The sequence below is a fragment of the Anaerocolumna sp. AGMB13020 genome (assembly GCF_033100115.1).
GTDB lineage: Bacteria > Bacillota > Clostridia > Lachnospirales > Lachnospiraceae > Anaerocolumna.
On the sequence record NZ_CP136910.1, the window covers coordinates 508,764 to 524,936 of the forward strand.

The 16,173-nt window shown below is 36.9% G+C and carries 17 protein-coding genes; 4 read left to right on the forward strand and 13 right to left on the reverse strand.

Annotation, left to right across the window (positions count from 1 at the left end):
• Positions 1 to 8: 8 nt before the first annotated feature.
• Positions 9 to 644: a DUF998 domain-containing protein gene (locus R2R35_RS02130; protein WP_317732850.1), complete on the reverse strand. Its 636-nt coding sequence runs from the start codon at positions 642 to 644 to the stop codon at positions 9 to 11.
• Between the two features lie 630 nt (positions 645 to 1,274).
• The gene (locus tag R2R35_RS02135) at positions 1,275 to 1,847 is read right to left on the reverse strand and encodes a hypothetical protein (protein ID WP_317732851.1); all 573 of its coding nucleotides are present in this window, start codon (positions 1,845 to 1,847) and stop codon (positions 1,275 to 1,277) included.
• Positions 1,848 to 1,963: 116 nt separating this feature from the next.
• Between R2R35_RS02135 and R2R35_RS02140 the strand changes: the two genes are divergently transcribed.
• Positions 1,964 to 2,263 carry a transposase gene (locus tag R2R35_RS02140; RefSeq protein WP_317731048.1) on the forward strand — a complete coding sequence of 100 codons (300 nt, stop codon included), beginning with the start codon at positions 1,964 to 1,966 and terminating at the stop codon, positions 2,261 to 2,263.
• A complete protein-coding gene (locus R2R35_RS02145; protein WP_317731047.1) occupies positions 2,260 to 3,165 on the forward strand; it encodes an IS3 family transposase in 906 nt (301 codons plus the stop codon). Before R2R35_RS02140 ends, R2R35_RS02145 begins: the two co-directional genes overlap by 4 nt.
• Before the next feature lie 251 nt (positions 3,166 to 3,416).
• On the opposite strand, the gene R2R35_RS02150 is transcribed toward R2R35_RS02145, so the two are convergent.
• The 9 genes from R2R35_RS02150 to licT all read right to left on the reverse strand — a co-directional run bounded on the left by R2R35_RS02150 (position 3,417) and on the right by licT (position 11,186).
• Positions 3,417 to 4,079: a hypothetical protein gene (locus R2R35_RS02150; protein WP_317732852.1), complete on the reverse strand. Its 663-nt coding sequence runs from the start codon at positions 4,077 to 4,079 to the stop codon at positions 3,417 to 3,419.
• A gap of 212 nt (positions 4,080 to 4,291) precedes the next feature.
• A complete protein-coding gene (gene efp / locus R2R35_RS02155; RefSeq protein WP_033166062.1) occupies positions 4,292 to 4,849 on the reverse strand; it encodes an elongation factor P in 558 nt (185 codons plus the stop codon).
• A gap of 117 nt (positions 4,850 to 4,966) precedes the next feature.
• Positions 4,967 to 5,401, reverse strand: a complete 435-nt coding sequence (gene aroQ, locus R2R35_RS02160) for a type II 3-dehydroquinate dehydratase (protein ID WP_317732853.1) — start codon at positions 5,399 to 5,401, stop codon at positions 4,967 to 4,969.
• Between the two features lie 30 nt (positions 5,402 to 5,431).
• Positions 5,432 to 5,935: a shikimate kinase gene (locus R2R35_RS02165; RefSeq protein ID WP_317732854.1), complete on the reverse strand. Its 504-nt coding sequence runs from the start codon at positions 5,933 to 5,935 to the stop codon at positions 5,432 to 5,434.
• 116 nt (positions 5,936 to 6,051) lie between these two features.
• On the reverse strand, positions 6,052 to 6,573 hold the full coding sequence (locus R2R35_RS02170; RefSeq protein ID WP_317732855.1) for a YqeG family HAD IIIA-type phosphatase: 522 nt from the start codon (positions 6,571 to 6,573) through the stop codon (positions 6,052 to 6,054).
• Between the two features lie 512 nt (positions 6,574 to 7,085).
• Complete coding sequence (gene ptsP / locus R2R35_RS02175; protein WP_317732856.1) at positions 7,086 to 8,708, reverse strand: phosphoenolpyruvate--protein phosphotransferase; 1,623 nt, start codon at positions 8,706 to 8,708, stop codon at positions 7,086 to 7,088.
• Between the two features lie 45 nt (positions 8,709 to 8,753).
• The gene (locus R2R35_RS02180) at positions 8,754 to 9,011 is read right to left on the reverse strand and encodes an HPr family phosphocarrier protein (RefSeq protein ID WP_317732857.1); all 258 of its coding nucleotides are present in this window, start codon (positions 9,009 to 9,011) and stop codon (positions 8,754 to 8,756) included.
• 267 nt (positions 9,012 to 9,278) lie between these two features.
• Positions 9,279 to 10,034: a glucose PTS transporter subunit IIA gene (locus tag R2R35_RS02185; RefSeq protein WP_317732858.1), complete on the reverse strand. Its 756-nt coding sequence runs from the start codon at positions 10,032 to 10,034 to the stop codon at positions 9,279 to 9,281.
• 315 nt (positions 10,035 to 10,349) lie between these two features.
• Positions 10,350 to 11,186, reverse strand: a complete 837-nt coding sequence (gene licT, locus R2R35_RS02190) for a BglG family transcription antiterminator LicT (protein ID WP_317732859.1) — start codon at positions 11,184 to 11,186, stop codon at positions 10,350 to 10,352.
• 445 nt (positions 11,187 to 11,631) lie between these two features.
• Here licT and R2R35_RS02195 point away from each other — a divergent pair, with 445 nt between their 5' ends.
• Complete coding sequence (locus R2R35_RS02195) at positions 11,632 to 12,516, forward strand: aldose 1-epimerase family protein (RefSeq protein ID WP_317732860.1); 885 nt, start codon at positions 11,632 to 11,634, stop codon at positions 12,514 to 12,516.
• Between the two features lie 248 nt (positions 12,517 to 12,764).
• On the forward strand, positions 12,765 to 13,475 hold the full coding sequence (locus R2R35_RS02200; protein ID WP_317732861.1) for a gamma-glutamyl-gamma-aminobutyrate hydrolase family protein: 711 nt from the start codon (positions 12,765 to 12,767) through the stop codon (positions 13,473 to 13,475).
• Between the two features lie 292 nt (positions 13,476 to 13,767).
• Here the strand turns inward: R2R35_RS02200 and R2R35_RS02205 are convergent, their stop codons facing one another.
• Both R2R35_RS02205 and bglB read right to left on the reverse strand, forming a co-directional pair.
• Positions 13,768 to 14,922, reverse strand: a complete 1,155-nt coding sequence (locus R2R35_RS02205) for an MFS transporter (RefSeq protein ID WP_317732862.1) — start codon at positions 14,920 to 14,922, stop codon at positions 13,768 to 13,770.
• Positions 14,919 to 16,037, reverse strand: coding sequence for a beta-galactosidase BglB (gene bglB, locus R2R35_RS02210; protein WP_317732863.1), 1,119 nt, complete (start codon positions 16,035 to 16,037; stop codon positions 14,919 to 14,921). Before bglB ends, R2R35_RS02205 begins: the two co-directional genes overlap by 4 nt.
• Positions 16,038 to 16,173 lie beyond the last annotated feature (136 nt).

Consider the following 16,173-nt stretch of genomic DNA (forward strand, 5'->3'; position numbering starts at 1 on the left):
AGTAAGTTTCATTTACGAACAAGCTTGGTATCAAAGGTATAAAGGGAAGATAAAAAGAACACAAACAACTGAAGTGTATAAATAACCAGCCTCTCAGATAGTCCCAGTATATTAAGCTCCATTCCCATGCCTATGGGATTGGTTGCCCCAAATATCGTAATAAGGAATGCTGTAAAGAGGCAGATTCGTCCTAGGATTTTTTGTTTATCTTTTCTCAGGTAGCCAAAGGCAATTATAAAAGTTGAGAGAATCGTAGTAAACACTACTACTACCGTAACAATAATATGCATCATATTTTGAAAGTTCATTTCTTTTTTATCGCCGGTTAAAGGAAATAGGTTATAACCAATCACCGTTGTGACTGCCATAACAAAAAACAGGATATAACCTATCCGAGTAACTAAATGATTTTCCTTCCAGGTTCGTAAAATCATCCCTATAGTGAATATCAGAAAAGTTACTCCATAGATTAATGTAAATACTCTTAATAAATTTGCATTGGGTGCACCATCTGCAGTCAGAGAACTAATATCTGTAGTAATTGGATTATATTCTTTCCATAACAGCTGTCCTAAAAATACATGTAAAAAATAAAAGAAGGCACTTATCATACCTAAAGGCATAAGCCATTTTGTAATTTTCATAACATTCCTTTCCGTTTTTGAAGTGTCCTTATTTAGCATTCTTATTTTTCGATCCTATTTTTTGTTCGTATTTTTTGTTCTTTAATTTATGCTCTTATTTTTGAGTTCTAACTTTTGTTCTTAACTTTTGCTCTTATTTTTCGTTCATATTTTATTATACTTATATTGAGTTTCTAATTTTTTCTATTATTTTGAATTTCTGTTTTTAGTTCTTGGGTTGAGTTTCTATATAACAATTTTTTCTATCAGTAACCATAGGTTCTATTATACAACAGCTCTTACATAAAAACTATTCTTAAAACAATTTATCGTTTGGATTGTTATATTTCTTTTGCATCTTAAGGTGTATTCGAATACTCGTTGTATTGTTCTGAATGTACCACTTTGTGGATTTCAGCATTACTTTTGGAACGTAACACCACTACCCTAAATCACGCCTTTCTGTTTTTCGCAAATAACCTCACGCAAAGTGAATTTCCAGATTTATACATATTCTTCAGATACACCCTGGTTAATAGTAAATTATATACGTGCAGTATGTATAAAATAAAAAAGCGTAATTTTAGGATCATCATATCCTTTAATCACGCCTTTTAATAAAACATTATATATATATCCAAATTTTTAGTATCAATCATTAAGCTTTAATTTTTTCGTGAATATATTGCTGTTTACCCCTGCGTCGATAGTGGCAATATATCGTATATAATCATTCATTGTTGTTTCTATCGCTTTTTCAGCCCTATAATATACTGGGTATTGTACGGCACTTTTCTGAATATCACTGCCAAGAGTTATATATTTAATTTCTTCTTCATCTATTGGTGAGAAATTATTTATCTCATATTGATCTGCAGATGTAAAACCAAAGAGTAGGATTCTTCCATTTTCCCTGCCTGCAACTAGAAACGATACTTTGCTATCCTCGATTCCTTTTGCAAGTTCACACAGGTCATAGATAACGGTTGTAGGTTTTAATGTATTAATATCAACCTTCGACTCTACTGCTAATCTACGATATTCATTCAGGATAAACTCGCAATCTTCTATCATTCCAATGTATCCTACAATACAATCGTCATTAAGGTATATTATTTTCTCATAAACTTCAGATGTAATTTCACTGGTTTCAAAATTAAGAGCAGTTCCATCACACTTTACAACTACTCTGTTCCTATTTGCTACTGCTATTACAATACTCATTTTTATCTCCTTTGTTTACACCGTTCTGTTGGGATTGATGTTAGCATCTAATTAGTACAAAACAAAATGAGACAATCCCTTGAAATAATGTATAATAACAAGAGGAGGAACTCATTATGCCAAGAAAATCAAAACAACACACTAAGCAGTTCAAGTTGGATGCTATCAACTATCGCAAGGAACATCCTGATCTTACACAGGTTGAATGTGCCAAGAATCTCGGAATTGGTATAAGTACCTTAGCCAAATGGGAGGCTCAGTTCCGTGACCATGATGGTGACATTCCCGTTAGAGGTTCCGGTAACTACGAATCAGATGAACAAAAGGAAATCGCTCGTCTCAAACGTGAGCTCCGTGACGCTCAGGATGCACTTGATGTGTTAAAAAAAGCCATCGGCATTCTGGGGAAAGATTGACAGAAGCTATCTATACCGAAGTTTCTGCCAAGGTAGAGGCATCTAAAGTCACAAAACGCCGAGTCTCTACTTCCGGAATGCTGAAATTTTTAGGCGTGTCTCGCTCTGGATATCATGCTTTTCTGAACCGAAAAGTCTCTTCCACCAAGCAACGTAAAGAGGCTGTCAAAAAGGAAATCCAGAAGATTTATGATAGTTCAAAACAGAATTACGGCGCTCCTAAAATCACCAAGGAACTTCGCAAATCTGGGGAAACCATTGCCCAGCGCACAGTAGGTAAATACATGCGTGAAATGGGTATCAAAGCTCAGTGGATTAGACCTTGGACCACTACAACCAGAGACTCTGATTTCAGTGATGAACTTCACAACATTCTTGATGAACAGTTTAATCCAGAACGCCCTAATGCTGTCTGGTGTACCGATATCACTTACATTTGGACACAGGACGGATTTGTCTATCTCAACTGCGTTATGGACTTATTTGCGAGAAAGATTATTGCCTGGACTCTTTCTGATACTATGGAAGTGTGTTCCGTTATCGAAACAATCAATAAAGCAAAAGCTTGTCGAGACACCGATTTTCCTTTGATTATACACTCAGACCGTGGTAGCCAGTATGTTTCTAATGCCTGGCGAGAAGCCACTGTAAATATGCAACGAAGTTATTCTCATACTGGCTATCCTTACGACAATGCCTGTATTGAATCTTTCCATTCTCTCATCAAACGAGAATGGTTGAACCGGTTTAGTATTCATAACTACAACCATGCATATAAGCTTGTTTTTGAATATATTGAAGCCTTTTATAACACCGTCAGAATACACAGCTATTGTGATTATTTGTCTCCAGACGAATATGAAAAACTGTATGAGAGGGCTAAGTCTCTGCCTGCTGCTTAACATGCAGAACTTCTCATTTTAATTTGTACTAAATCTTGACATAGGACCAGGATTACTATTCTCCATATCATATATAATGTTATCAATGGTTTCAATGTTTTCAGGAAATTTAATTTATATACTGTTTATCTTTTCGGTCAAATACAGATTATAATACAATTTTTATTAGAGAGAAGCAACACAATGCCGAATAAGAACAGTCATCTTTCACATTCCCAAATAAGTCATATAGTATCGTAATATCTCGCAGGTCAGAAATCTGTTAGCTTTTTTAATTGCTTTTTCCCAATATTATGGGTTACTACCTTCTTCTTACCTTTTGTATCAACAGAAGTGATAATCTGATTGCCCGTATTACAATTTGTATCAATAATTTTAGATTCTCCTGTATTCACATTTTCAGACAATTCTGTTTTACCGATTAAATACCAGTCTTTGTTTTGATAACGAAATCTATAGGTATAACCCCATCTCCAGGCACTTCCTCCATAAAAAGAAACAACAATGGTACCTTTATTATACACCATTCCGTCAAAGGGATCTCCAAATACGCCACCCTCTCCTTCTCTCATTATCAGATTGGCTGATTGAACTGCCAATTTATAAGAGCCATCTTTTTTCTGTAATATAATAAATAGGACTCTTGGCTTGCCTCTGTCTTCCTCATCATCCGTTTCATTCCCTGTATATTCAATAACAGCTGCAATATCTTTTAATTTATCTTTATTTAAATCTCCCTTAACCTTACTTATCAACTTCCAATCTTTCGGAATAAAGTCATCCAAGTTATTTCCGGAAGCTTGTATTTGGATATCTGTTGGTTTACTTTTACTTTCAGCCGACACAACCTTATCATTCAGGCAATATAAAAAAGAAAATGTAATAATAATAAAAAGTACCCTTTTTTTGAACATACCAATCCATCCCTCTCTCATTCGACATATCCTATTAAGCAATTGCTTTTGATTAGAAAATAGGCAACCTTACAAACCTTACAATAATTTGTAATATATCTTAGAATATCAGCTCTGCAATGTATTTATTTCCCTTAAGTATAAAAATTGCGTAATCCACAGAAAACCTTGATTTCCCTTGGATTACGCTCATATTATTCTGAAATATTCGATTACACTCTCTTTAAGTATTCACCAGTTCTTGTATCAATACTGATCTTGTCGCCTTCTTCTACGAATAAAGGAACATAAACAGTTGCTCCGGTTTCAACTACGGCAGGCTTTGTAGCACCCTGAGCAGTGTCTCCTTTAAAACCTGGTTCAGTGCTTGTAATAACAAGCTCAACGAATAACTGAGGCTCGATTGCAAATACTTGTCCGTTATGGGAAAGCATCTTAACCATATCGTTCTCTTTTACAAATTTTAAAGAATCTCCAACAGATTCTTCATTAAGAGCAAACTGGTCAAATGTGTTAACATCCATAAAGTTATAAAGCTCTCCGTCATTGTATAAGTACTGCATATCGGAACGTTCAATGTGAGCCTGAGGACACTTCTCAGTAGGTCTGAAAGTTCTCTCTATAACACCACCACTCTTAATATTTCTAAGCTTTGTACGAACGAAAGCAGCTCCCTTTCCGGGTTTTACGTGCTGAAATTCAATTACCTGGTAAACATTATTATCTAATTCGATAGTTAAGCCATTTCTAAAATCGCCTGCTGATACCATAAATGATATTTTCCTCCTTAAATTAACTACACTATAGTTTATCTTATTAATCATTTTTTTTCAACTATTTTTTATAAAAGCGTAAAAAAACATACAATTAGAACGATTTCATATTAGCTATTTTACCAAAGATAATATTGCATCAATCGCTAACACATAACCTTTCAGTCCAAGCCCCACTATCTGACCGGTACACACAGGCGCTGTTACAGATATATGTCTGAATTCTTCCCGCTTGTGTACGTTAGATATATGTACCTCAATAACTGGCACAGTTATAGATGCCAGTGCATCTCTAATAGCATAACTGTAATGAGTAAACGCACCGGGGTTAATAATTATACCCTGAGTCCCGTCAAAATATGCTTCCTGAATGCGGTCAATGATATTGCCTTCCGTATTGCTCTGAAAGATATCAACAGTTATGTTCTCAATTATAGCTTTTTCCTGTATGAGGGACTTAAGATAACTGTAATCCTCAGCTCCGTATACAGATTTTTCCCGAATTCCCAAAAAGTTCAGATTGGGACCGTTAATTACCAGCAATTTCATCTTAACTGTTCCTCCTGTTTGCTCTGTCCATTAAATACTTTCCAGAATACTGTTAACTACTTCTTGCAGATTTTTACCCTCTGTTATTATCTTTATATGCGCAGCTTCTTCATAATGGGGAAGACGGTAGTCATACAAAGCTTCCATACGATTGGAGCCATCCTTATCTACCAGCAAAGGTCTTGTTGTATCACTTTTTAGCCTTGCTGCCAGTACTTCCTTGGATGCTTCCAGGTAGATGACCGTTCCAAGCTCTTTTAACAAATCGGCATTTCCAGGTGTTATTGGCAAACCTCCACCTACGGATAAAACTGTTCTCTGCAATATACCCACGAAATCTCTGACAGTTTCTGTCTCCATTTGCCGAAACACTTCTTCTCCCTGGGTTTCAAATATTCTGCTGACTGGTTGTCCTTGCTTCTGTTCAATATACTTGTCCGTATCCAGAAAATCATACCCAAGTCTCTTCGCCAGCTGTTGCCCCGCTGTTGTCTTACCACAGCCCATAAATCCTATCAGTATTATGTTATTCATATGTTCTCTCTCTATATATTTGACGAATAGCCCTCTTCTCTCTAGTATAACTAAGCTTTAATAAATTGAGATTTCTACACCATAGAGAGTTTCCTGATCTAAGTCAAATCCATATTTCATTTTTTATGAATATACTTTCTCTTTTTGTGTAAGTTTTTATAAAAGAATAACACGACTTTCTCCAGATAACGCTTAAGAATTATCTGAATTTCAATGTCCTTTCCCACCGGCTTGACAAAGTAACTCTTCAGTCCTGCCCTTCTTGCTCCATAAACATCCGTGAACAATTGATCGCCCACAAATACGGTATTCTTCAGATTCGTTCCCAGAACTTTAACACCTTTTAAATATCCTGTTCTGGCAGGTTTATTTGCTTTAAAAACATAACTTTGATGGAGATCTTTATTAAATCGCTTTACTCTTTCTTCACTGTTATTGGATATAAAACAGACTTTAAAGCCTAACTCCACCAACTCTCTTATCAGTTTCTTCGCTTTATCATCCGCGTCTTTACCATGTTCAACAAGTGTGTTATCTATATCGAACAGAATCCCTCTGTACCCTTTTTTATACAGGTCAGCGTAATCTATTTCATAAGCGGAATCCGCAGATTCATCCGGGTAAAAAATATGAATCATCTTATCCTCTCTTTCCGATTTCAGCAATTGGTTTTTCCCATAGCTTTTCTCACAATTATATCAGATATGAATAGTTGTTGGCAAGACTCCTATTACGTTATATTCAGGTTGTGAAGCTACCAGTAATAATATTCATATGGAACCATAAAAACGGACGAATGATTCCAGGCTGGAATTCAATTCGTCCATTTATAAGGGTGTTTAAGAATTACATTACTTTTTGTTAGCGCTCTGGTTCTTCAGATATCAATATCTTGCAATATCTGCTTCTTATTACATCTACTACTTGTTATATTGATAGCTTGCCAAAACTAATTCTAGCTATAACAGCTTGGTATATCAGCTTTTTTATATTACTTCTAGTTGTATTAATTCTTTGTTATATTTAATTCTTGCTATATTTAATTCTGCTATATTTAATTCTTGCTATATTTAATTCTTGCTATATTTAATTCTTGCTATACTTAATCTTGCTATATCCTCTTATATTTATTTCTCTTTATATTTCCTTCTTATATCTGCTTACGAATATTATTAACTGCATTGCGGACCGGTAATATGAATGGAGAGGAAACGGATAATTCATCTATTCCCATATTAATAAATGTTTCCGTCATCGTAAGGTCAGCACCAAGTTCTCCGCAGATTCCAACCCAGCAGCCTTCTTTGTGTCCGTTGTTGATTACCATTTGAATCATTTTAAGAACTGCCGGGTGGCAGGCGTCATAGAGAGCATCCAGTTTAGGGTTTTGGCGGTCAATAGCCAATGTATACTGTGTCAGGTCGTTTGTACCAATACTGAAGAAACTCACTTCTTGCGCCAGAACATCACTTTCCATAACTGCGGCAGGAGTCTCTATCATAATGCCCTGCTCTATTTCACCATAAGCGATGCCCTGTTCTGTCAGCTCCTTCTGTACCTCACTTACAATGATTTTAATCTGCCTTACTTCCTCTACAGATATTATCATAGGATACATTACTGCTAAATTGCCATATACACTTGCTCTGAGCAAAGCTCTTAACTGCGTTTTAAAGATATCCGTTCTGTCAAGGCATATTCTGATGGCTCTGTAACCCATTGCAGGATTTTCTTCTTTCTCCAGGTTGAAATAATCAATCTGCTTATCTGCTCCGATATCCAATGTACGAATAATTACCTTTTTACCATCCATTTTTTCAAGAACGCTGCGATAGGCATTAAACTGCTCCTCTTCTGTGGGAAAAGTATTTTTCTCAAGATAGAGGAATTCACTTCGAAAAAGACCGATTCCTTCTGCATCATTTTCAAGTACCTTAGACACATCCTCTACACTTCCGATGTTGGCATAGAGATTGATTTTTCTTCCGTCTAAGGTCTTCGTCTCCTGCCCCTTAAGCTTCTGCAAGCTCCTGCTGCTCTCTATATCCTCCTGCTGTTTCTTTCTCATCTCAGACAGCACTTCATCATCGGGCTCGATAATCAGCGTACCCGAATAACCGTCCAGAACAGCCATTTTACCATTTAATTCTGATACTGCAGGAATACCTGTCAGGGCTGGAATGTTCATGGTTCTTGCTAAAATTGCAGTGTGAGAATTAACAGACCCCAGTTCAGTGAGAAATCCGAGTATTCTGGATTTATCCATTTGAACAGTTTCGCTGGGGGATAAATCTTTTGCCAGAATAATAGCTGGTTCTGTCCAGGTATCTTTATTTACCTGTTTCTTTAATAAGCAGGAAACTATTCTTTCAGAAATATCCTTTATGTCAATTGCTCTCGCTTTAAAATATTCATCTTCCAATTCAGCAAACATCTTTGAGAAATTTTCACCGGTTTGATTAACTGCGTATTCTGCATTCACTTTTTCCTGGGATATCATGTTTAATACAGAGTCGATGTAATCCTCATCTTCCAACATCATGGCATGTACTTCAAAAATAGCTGCACTTTCTTCACCGGCTTCTTTTAAGGCTTTTTGATAAAGCTCCTGAAGCTCCCTGAGGGCTTGTTCTTTTGCTTGTCTAAAGCGTATGATTTCCTTGTTCTCATCTTCAATCTGTTCTCTTTTTATTACTTGTTCTTCTTTTTCGTAATAAAAAATTTTCCCAATGGCAATACCATTATATATTGACTTTCCACTATAATTCTTCATTTATCAGCCTTTCATAACCCATAATTACTGTAATTTGCAGATATTTTATAAATTAGCATTAAAATATTCTTCCAGTCTTTCTATTGCCAGTTCTTCATCTGTTCCTTCTGCAGTAATTGTTACGGCGGCCGCATTTTTTACTCCCAAGGACATAACCGCCATCAGCTTTTTTAAGTCAGCTGTTTTTCCTTCTGTTTCAATTGTTACTGCTGCCTCCAGGTCTTTCACAAGTTTCACAAGCTGACCTGCTGGTCTTGCATGGATACCAATTGAGTCTGTTATTACATAATTAAATTTTTTCATGTTAATTCCCTGTCATAGTTTTACTATGCCCGCTTACAATGCGGCCTTTCTTTTCTTCCATAATTTTATAGGCATATATCTTTCTATCTAAATATATACACTTTAACAACAAATAATCATGATTGGTACAGCCTAAGTCAGGGCTCCTCCGTTAAATGGCTGCCATCCTTTTCAATCCCTTTCTTATATCAAGCGAAACTTTTCTTTTTATAATAAAGCCGAATTAGCTGGCTTTCCTACTTAGAATTCATTCATAAACTAATTTCATTAAGGTAAAATGGTCAGAAAATCATCTTTTGCTCTGACTGTATCCTTATCCGTTACCAGCACTTCCAGATAATCCTCTGGATTACTAACAATTATTGGAGTTGTTATATCATAACCGGCTTTTTGGATCTCCTCCATATCAAATTCCAGCAGCAGCTGACCTTTGGTAACTCTTTCACCCTGTTTTACTTTTGCTGCATAGTATTTTCCACCAAGTTCTACCGTATCCATTCCCACATGAATCAGTATTTTAACGCCTGCATCACTGACAAGTCCAATAGCATGTTTTGTTTCAAATACTGTCTCAACTTTACCGCTGTCAGGTGCATAAACCTTGCCTTCTAACGGAAGGATCGCAGCACCTTTTCCTAAAATTCCCTGAGAGAAGGCTTCATCCGAAACCTCGGACAGACTAATAACCTGCCCGCTTAAGGGTGCACCTAGTATTAATTTTACTTTTTTAAGAGTTCGGGGCTTTTTAGCTTCCTCAACCGTTTTGGCATTGTCAACATAATGTCCCAGCTTTTGAAGCTCCTCACATACATGACTTACATCTGTGCCAATGATTATCTGAAACTGTCCGTTTTTTGTAACGGCACCTTGTACCCCTTTCAGATTTTTAATAGCTTCTACCTTTGCTTTTTGGGAATCTTTTAATTGAAAACGAAGACGTGTCATACAATTTGTAACACTAATTACATTTTCCTGACCGCCTACATATTTCAGAATTTCGGACGCCAAATTAATATAATTCATTTTAACCTCTATTCTTGCGTACGCTCTTAGCACATACCAGGTTTGTGGTGCGCAAGCACAAACTTGCGGTTGAAAAATTTATTTTTCAACCTATCCCTTTTCGTGATATATCAAACTTTTCTTTGATATTCAAGTAATGTTTAATTATTCCTTACTCGATAACTTTATATAAAAAGACCCGAAAAAAACAGCTCTTAAAGTAAATAGTTAAATTTACCCTGCTGCTTTCTCCGAGTCTTGCTGAACCTAATCATAACAATCTCATAAACATTGCTTTCCTTACACACCTATATATCGTAATACCATGGTTAACAACTAATCCACTTTATTTACTACTCGTGAAATATGAATTGTCAGATATAATAACTCATCCGAACTTAATACATATCCAAATTTATCCTCTATAAATCTGCTAACTTCCACAACACATTCATATTCCTTCTTATATTTATTAATCACCAGTTCAAGAACATCCTTATCCCCTTCCGGATAATTTGTATTATTTAAGATTCTCTGTGCAAAGAATTTTAAATGCGTTATATATCGATAATAATTTAAGGAATTTTCATCGTATTCAATTTTGAAATAATCTTTTACAATATTAGAGATTTCCTGCATTATTTCCGTCAGCTTAATGGCTGTGGCCTTGCCTTCACCTATTTCTGCATTCACAAAATGCAAGGCTATATGAGCAGCTTCATCTTCAGGTAATTCAATTCCTGTCTTCTGGTGGATAAGTTCCAAGGCAGAAATACCAATGGAGAATTCATCCTTGTAGAAGCGTTTGATATCATGAAGGAGGGGATTCCTGACATAGATACCGCCTCTGGCATTCTCAATTGCATTGGATATATGGTCCGGCAAGGAGATGTAAATGGTGTCTACCAGTTTTTTTCCGTATTTTACTTTAGCATCCTCAATTATTTGCTGGGAATACAAAATGCAATCCATCGATATATTATTTACCAACTCTACAAACTGGCTGATTACCTTATCATCTGTGGGAGCAAATTTCTTTTCTATTTTCGATTCATCAACCGTATCTCCTCTGGCTTTTTGAAATCCCAAACCCGAACCAAACAGCACATATTCCTGCTGTTTCTCATTCCTTGCCACGATTGAATTATTATTTAATATACGTACGATCTTCATAATCTGCCTACTTTCTGTCCAACGATATCAGCGAATTCTGTTACTCCCCTTTAATCCTTAAGGTTGTGCTTCCGTATGAATTGCTCCAGCTAGTATACACTCTTCTTAAATGAAACTTAATAAATAAAAAAGACAAGAAATACACCGATAGATGTAAGTCTTGCCTGATTGAACAGTAACAAACTTTGAATGTAAAGCTATTATAATAAAATTATTAAGCCTTTACCATTGACACATCTCATAAAAATAATATCGAATTTTTGTATACATTTCACACAGCTATACTTGAAATACCCAAACACATCAGCCTTGATTTTTATGTAATGTATGGTATAAATAGTTTTTCCGTGTTAAAATAAAAGCTAACTTTGCTTATTGAACTATGAATATCTCTGTCCTATAGATCTTAAAGGGCCTTGAGAATATAATTGAACCGGAGGTTATTATGACATTACATGTATTAGAAAATGATGAATTAACTTTGAAAATCCATGAAACAGGTGCAGAGCTGACTGCAATATTTGATAAAGTAAGCGGACAAGATTATTTATGGAATGCAGATCCTGCTTATTGGAAGCGTTCTTCTCCTGTTCTTTTCCCGTTTGTAGGAAGCTTAAAGGATAAGAGCTATAACTATAAAGGAATTGCTTATCCCATGTCACAACATGGCTTTGCCAGAGATATGGATTTTCATGTATCTGATGCAACTGAAAATTCTATTACCTTTAGCCTGGAATCTACAGAAGCTACACTAAAAGTATATCCTTTCCCTTTTATCCTTAACATAAAATACACTTTAACAGCCAGAGAAATTGAGGTTGCCTGGGAAGTCATCAATAACGGCAAGGATACCATGTATTTCTCAATTGGTGCACATCCTGCCTTTTTCTGTCCCTTAAACAAAGAAGACCGACAGGAAGATTACTATTTTTCCTTTGATCAAAAAGCTCCTTTTCTTGTTACGAAAATCAATGAGTTTGGACTGACTGTAACAGCGGAAGAACCTGGCTTACTCACAACAGAGCAGGGAATTCTGCCTATTCGTTCAAAGCTTTTTAAAGATGATGCTCTAATAATTGAAAATAACCAGTCCCACAGAGTCTCTCTTTTAAAACCCGATAAGACTCCCTATGTTACTGTTGCTTTTGATGCTCCTTTGTTCGGTCTTTGGTCACCAGCGGGTAAAAATGCACCTTTTGTATGTATTGAACCCTGGTACGGAAGATGTGATTCCGATAATTTCAACGGTTCCTTGGAAGAACGTAAATGGGGAAATAAATTAGAAGTTAGCAAAAGCTTTAACGCGTCATATACTATAACAATCGAGTAACCAGATACCAGCGATTATTCTCAACAAACATCCAATTAAATCCGTGTATCGCCAGTTCAGAAATGGGAATCAGGAAGAAATCAAATAACTGTTTTTCAACTACGTATTCAGGAATATCAAATTCAAAGATTTGCTATTTTCGAGAGGATACTGGTTCGGTTGAAAAATAAAATCTTCAACCGCAAGTTTGTGCTTGCGCACCACAAACTTGGTATGCGCAAAGAACGTGCGCAAGAATAGAGGTTAAAATGAAAATCCCTGTTATAGGTGTTACCCCCCACTACGAACCCGATAATAATAAGCTTTGCATAGCTTCCATGTACCTGGAAGCTATTTTGGATGCAGGTGGAGTTCCTCTTCTTCTTCCTCTGAAAGCTAATGAAGAAGCACTAAAGACAGCAGTTTCGGTATGCGATGGTTTCCTTTTTACAGGAGGCCCGGATATCGATCCCTTCCGCTTCGGCGAGGAAACCCTTGAGGAATGTGATGTGGTATACCCTGACAGAGATCAGATGGAAGAAGCAATTTTTAACCTTGCAATTGATACCGGCAAGCCTGTTTTTGGAATCTGCCGCGGAATACAAGTACTGAATGTATTCTTTGGAGGTACCTTATTTCAGGACATTACTGCTCAATTCCAACGAGAATTAAAACTGTGCCATTCTCAGAAATCCGGTCGTACTGTTCTTTCACATAGTGTAGCAATCGAAAGGGATTCTCTTCTTTACGACATTCTTAAGGAAGATACCTTAATGGTTAACAGCTTTCACCACCAGGGCATCAAGGATGTAGCCCCTGGTTTGGAAGTGGCTGCAAGGTCGAGGGATGGACTGGTAGAAGCTGTGTATTTAAGAGACCACCCGTTCTTTCTTGCCGTTCAATGGCATCCGGAACATCTCTTCCGGGTTAATGAAGGAGCAAAGAAGCTGTTTACTGCTTTTGTGAATGCCAGCCGGTAATTATGTATACAAGAATTGAAGTACTGCATCAGGTAAATTTCTCTTCTGGCAGTATCTGCTCTCTATACTCAGAATGTTAAGAGGAATTAGGCGTAGTATTTCTATTAACTAGTATGCTACGCCTGTCTGTTATGAAACAGTATCAGGAGGATACTCCCCTGGCCAGACGTTTATCCTATAATAGGGAGAAAAGGAAATGAATGGTGTCATATTATTGCTTTGATAATGCTTTCGCATATTATCTGTAACAGCCGAATACCTGATATGTTCCATCTAATCAATACTCCTGTAATTATATAACTTCCTTTTTCTTACACCCTACAAAAATCATATAACTAATATAAAATGCCGCCATACTAATGGGCAGTATCATAATCGATAGCTGTAGTCCATAAATATCCACCAATTTTCCAAATGCCATATTAAAAGCAATATCGAATAAAGTAGCAAGACTGATAACAGCCCCGGTTGCTGTAGCTATCCTGTCTTCCTCGTAAAAAAGCCGTATCATAAGTACCAGAGTAGGGTAAAGAATCGATATCCCAAGGCCAGACAAGCTTAATAGTATAATTCCCGGCTTGCCTGCCAGAATCCCGGTTATATAACCTACGGTACCCACTCCTCCAAATACTGTAATACTTTTCTTCACGCCTAATTTTTGTACAACCGGCGCAAATACTAGCCTTCCCAGGGTAATCCCCCCAAAAAACAAAGACAGATACTTAGAAGCCTGCCCGGAGGATAATGCCAGCTCATTCATTCCATAAAGCAGCAGCCAGTTAAGTATTCCATGTTCTGCGATAAAATAGAAGCCAAAAATCAAGGTCAGGCTCCAAAAAATCGGTGCTACCAAAATGTCCTGATAAGATACTTTCTTCCTATCTTCCTGCCTGACCTCCGGAATATCCGCAAGCAGCAGAAAAATCAACCCAACCACTGCAAGCACAGCAAGAAACAGATTCATTCCTTGCCAGGAAGCGTACCTCTCTGGAAGCTTTCCGCCTAAATTCTGGCTGGTACTGGTACCAACTCCCTGAAGAAAGAAAAGAATATTTACTATTATCCCCGGCGAAGCTGCAAAAACCGCCGGTACCAGAATATTTATAGTAGTATTAATAAGAGTAGAGGCTCCCATACAGAAAAACATACCAATTAGTAAGAGCACATAACTATCAGTTAAGATAAACAAAGCAGCTCCGCATATCCATATACTTATTACTGCCAGCAATGCCTTTTTCTTATGATACCTGTCAAGGAAAGCTCCTCCAAAAAACAGAAATATAAGATTCCCCAGGTAACTTACGGTAATTATCAAGGATATCTGAAATGCGGACAGTTCAAAATGTTCACGAAACATTACCGCAAAGATTCCTCGCAGGCTGTCACTTGCCCCCATTACAATCATAATTATCATAAAGCTGATAAATACGACAGCTTTTTTTCTCATAGCTTTGCAGTTCCATCCCTTCCCAAATCTTCTGTTATTTCCAACAGAAAAAGGATAGCCAGTGCCTGTCCATAGGGCATGGAGCGGATTGCTATTTCTTTATAGAACTGTTTATTTTCTCTTCCCATGGCAGTTCCATAGGAGACCTGGTTCACCATACCCTCTCCGGTAATATTTGAAAGAATGGGCTCCAAGGCCTTGTATGCACATTTTTTATAGCTATTGTCAATAAGCCCAAGGTGTGCTGCCTTTAAGATTCCATAAGCAAAACCACAGGTTGCACTGGACTCTGTATACGAGGTATTATCATCTATTAAGGTATGCCACATACCGCTTGTTCCCTGGTATTTTTCCAAAGCCTCTACCTGTGCTTTTAATGCCTCCAGAAGAAATCGCTGTATACTGCTTTCGCAATTCACCATATTTAAAAATTCAGGTATTGCGATTGTCACCCAGCAATTCCCCCTACCCCACAAGGCTTCCGCAAAATTATGGTTTCCATGAAAGGTCCAGCCATGATACCATAAACCTGTCTTTTTATCAGTAAGATACTTTACATGTATTAAAAACTGATATTTGGCTTCTTCTATATATTCAGGTTTATTTAATATTCTTCCATAATTGGCAAGAAAAAGCACTGTCATAACAAGCGTATCATCCCAGAGCTCCTGATTATTTAAGGTATCAGAGGTAATATGCTGAAAACCTCCTTCTTTGGTTTTCGGCAACCCCTTCATTATCCATTCAGCCCATTCAGCACAGACTGCATGGAACACAGGATTCCCCGTGTACTCGGCTGCATAAGACAAAGTCAGCATCGGGGCACAGGTATTAATATTTTTAGATGGAAGCCCATTATCAATCTGCTCGTTGTAATATTTGAGAATCAAATCCAGATACTTCTCTTCTCTTGTTCTTTCAAACAGCTTCCAAAACCCAAAAAGCCCAATGCCCTGTGTCCATTCCCAGTAACGGTACCTCGTAATATCGTCTCCTGCAAGGTTCTTGGATTTCATATTTGTCAGAAAATCCGTATCATCCTCATAAAGCACTTTTTGAAAGCTCTCTATCAGCACATTTAATTTTAATTGTATAAATGCATCTTCCTTAAGCATTGTTAGTATCCTTTCATCTGTCTCCTAAATTTATATACTTTGATTGTTAACTTTAGTATAGCAAGTAATTGCACCTAAAACTATGCTTCTTTTGCGTATTTTGCCTTTTATATTGCATTTATTGCTTTTGTACAAT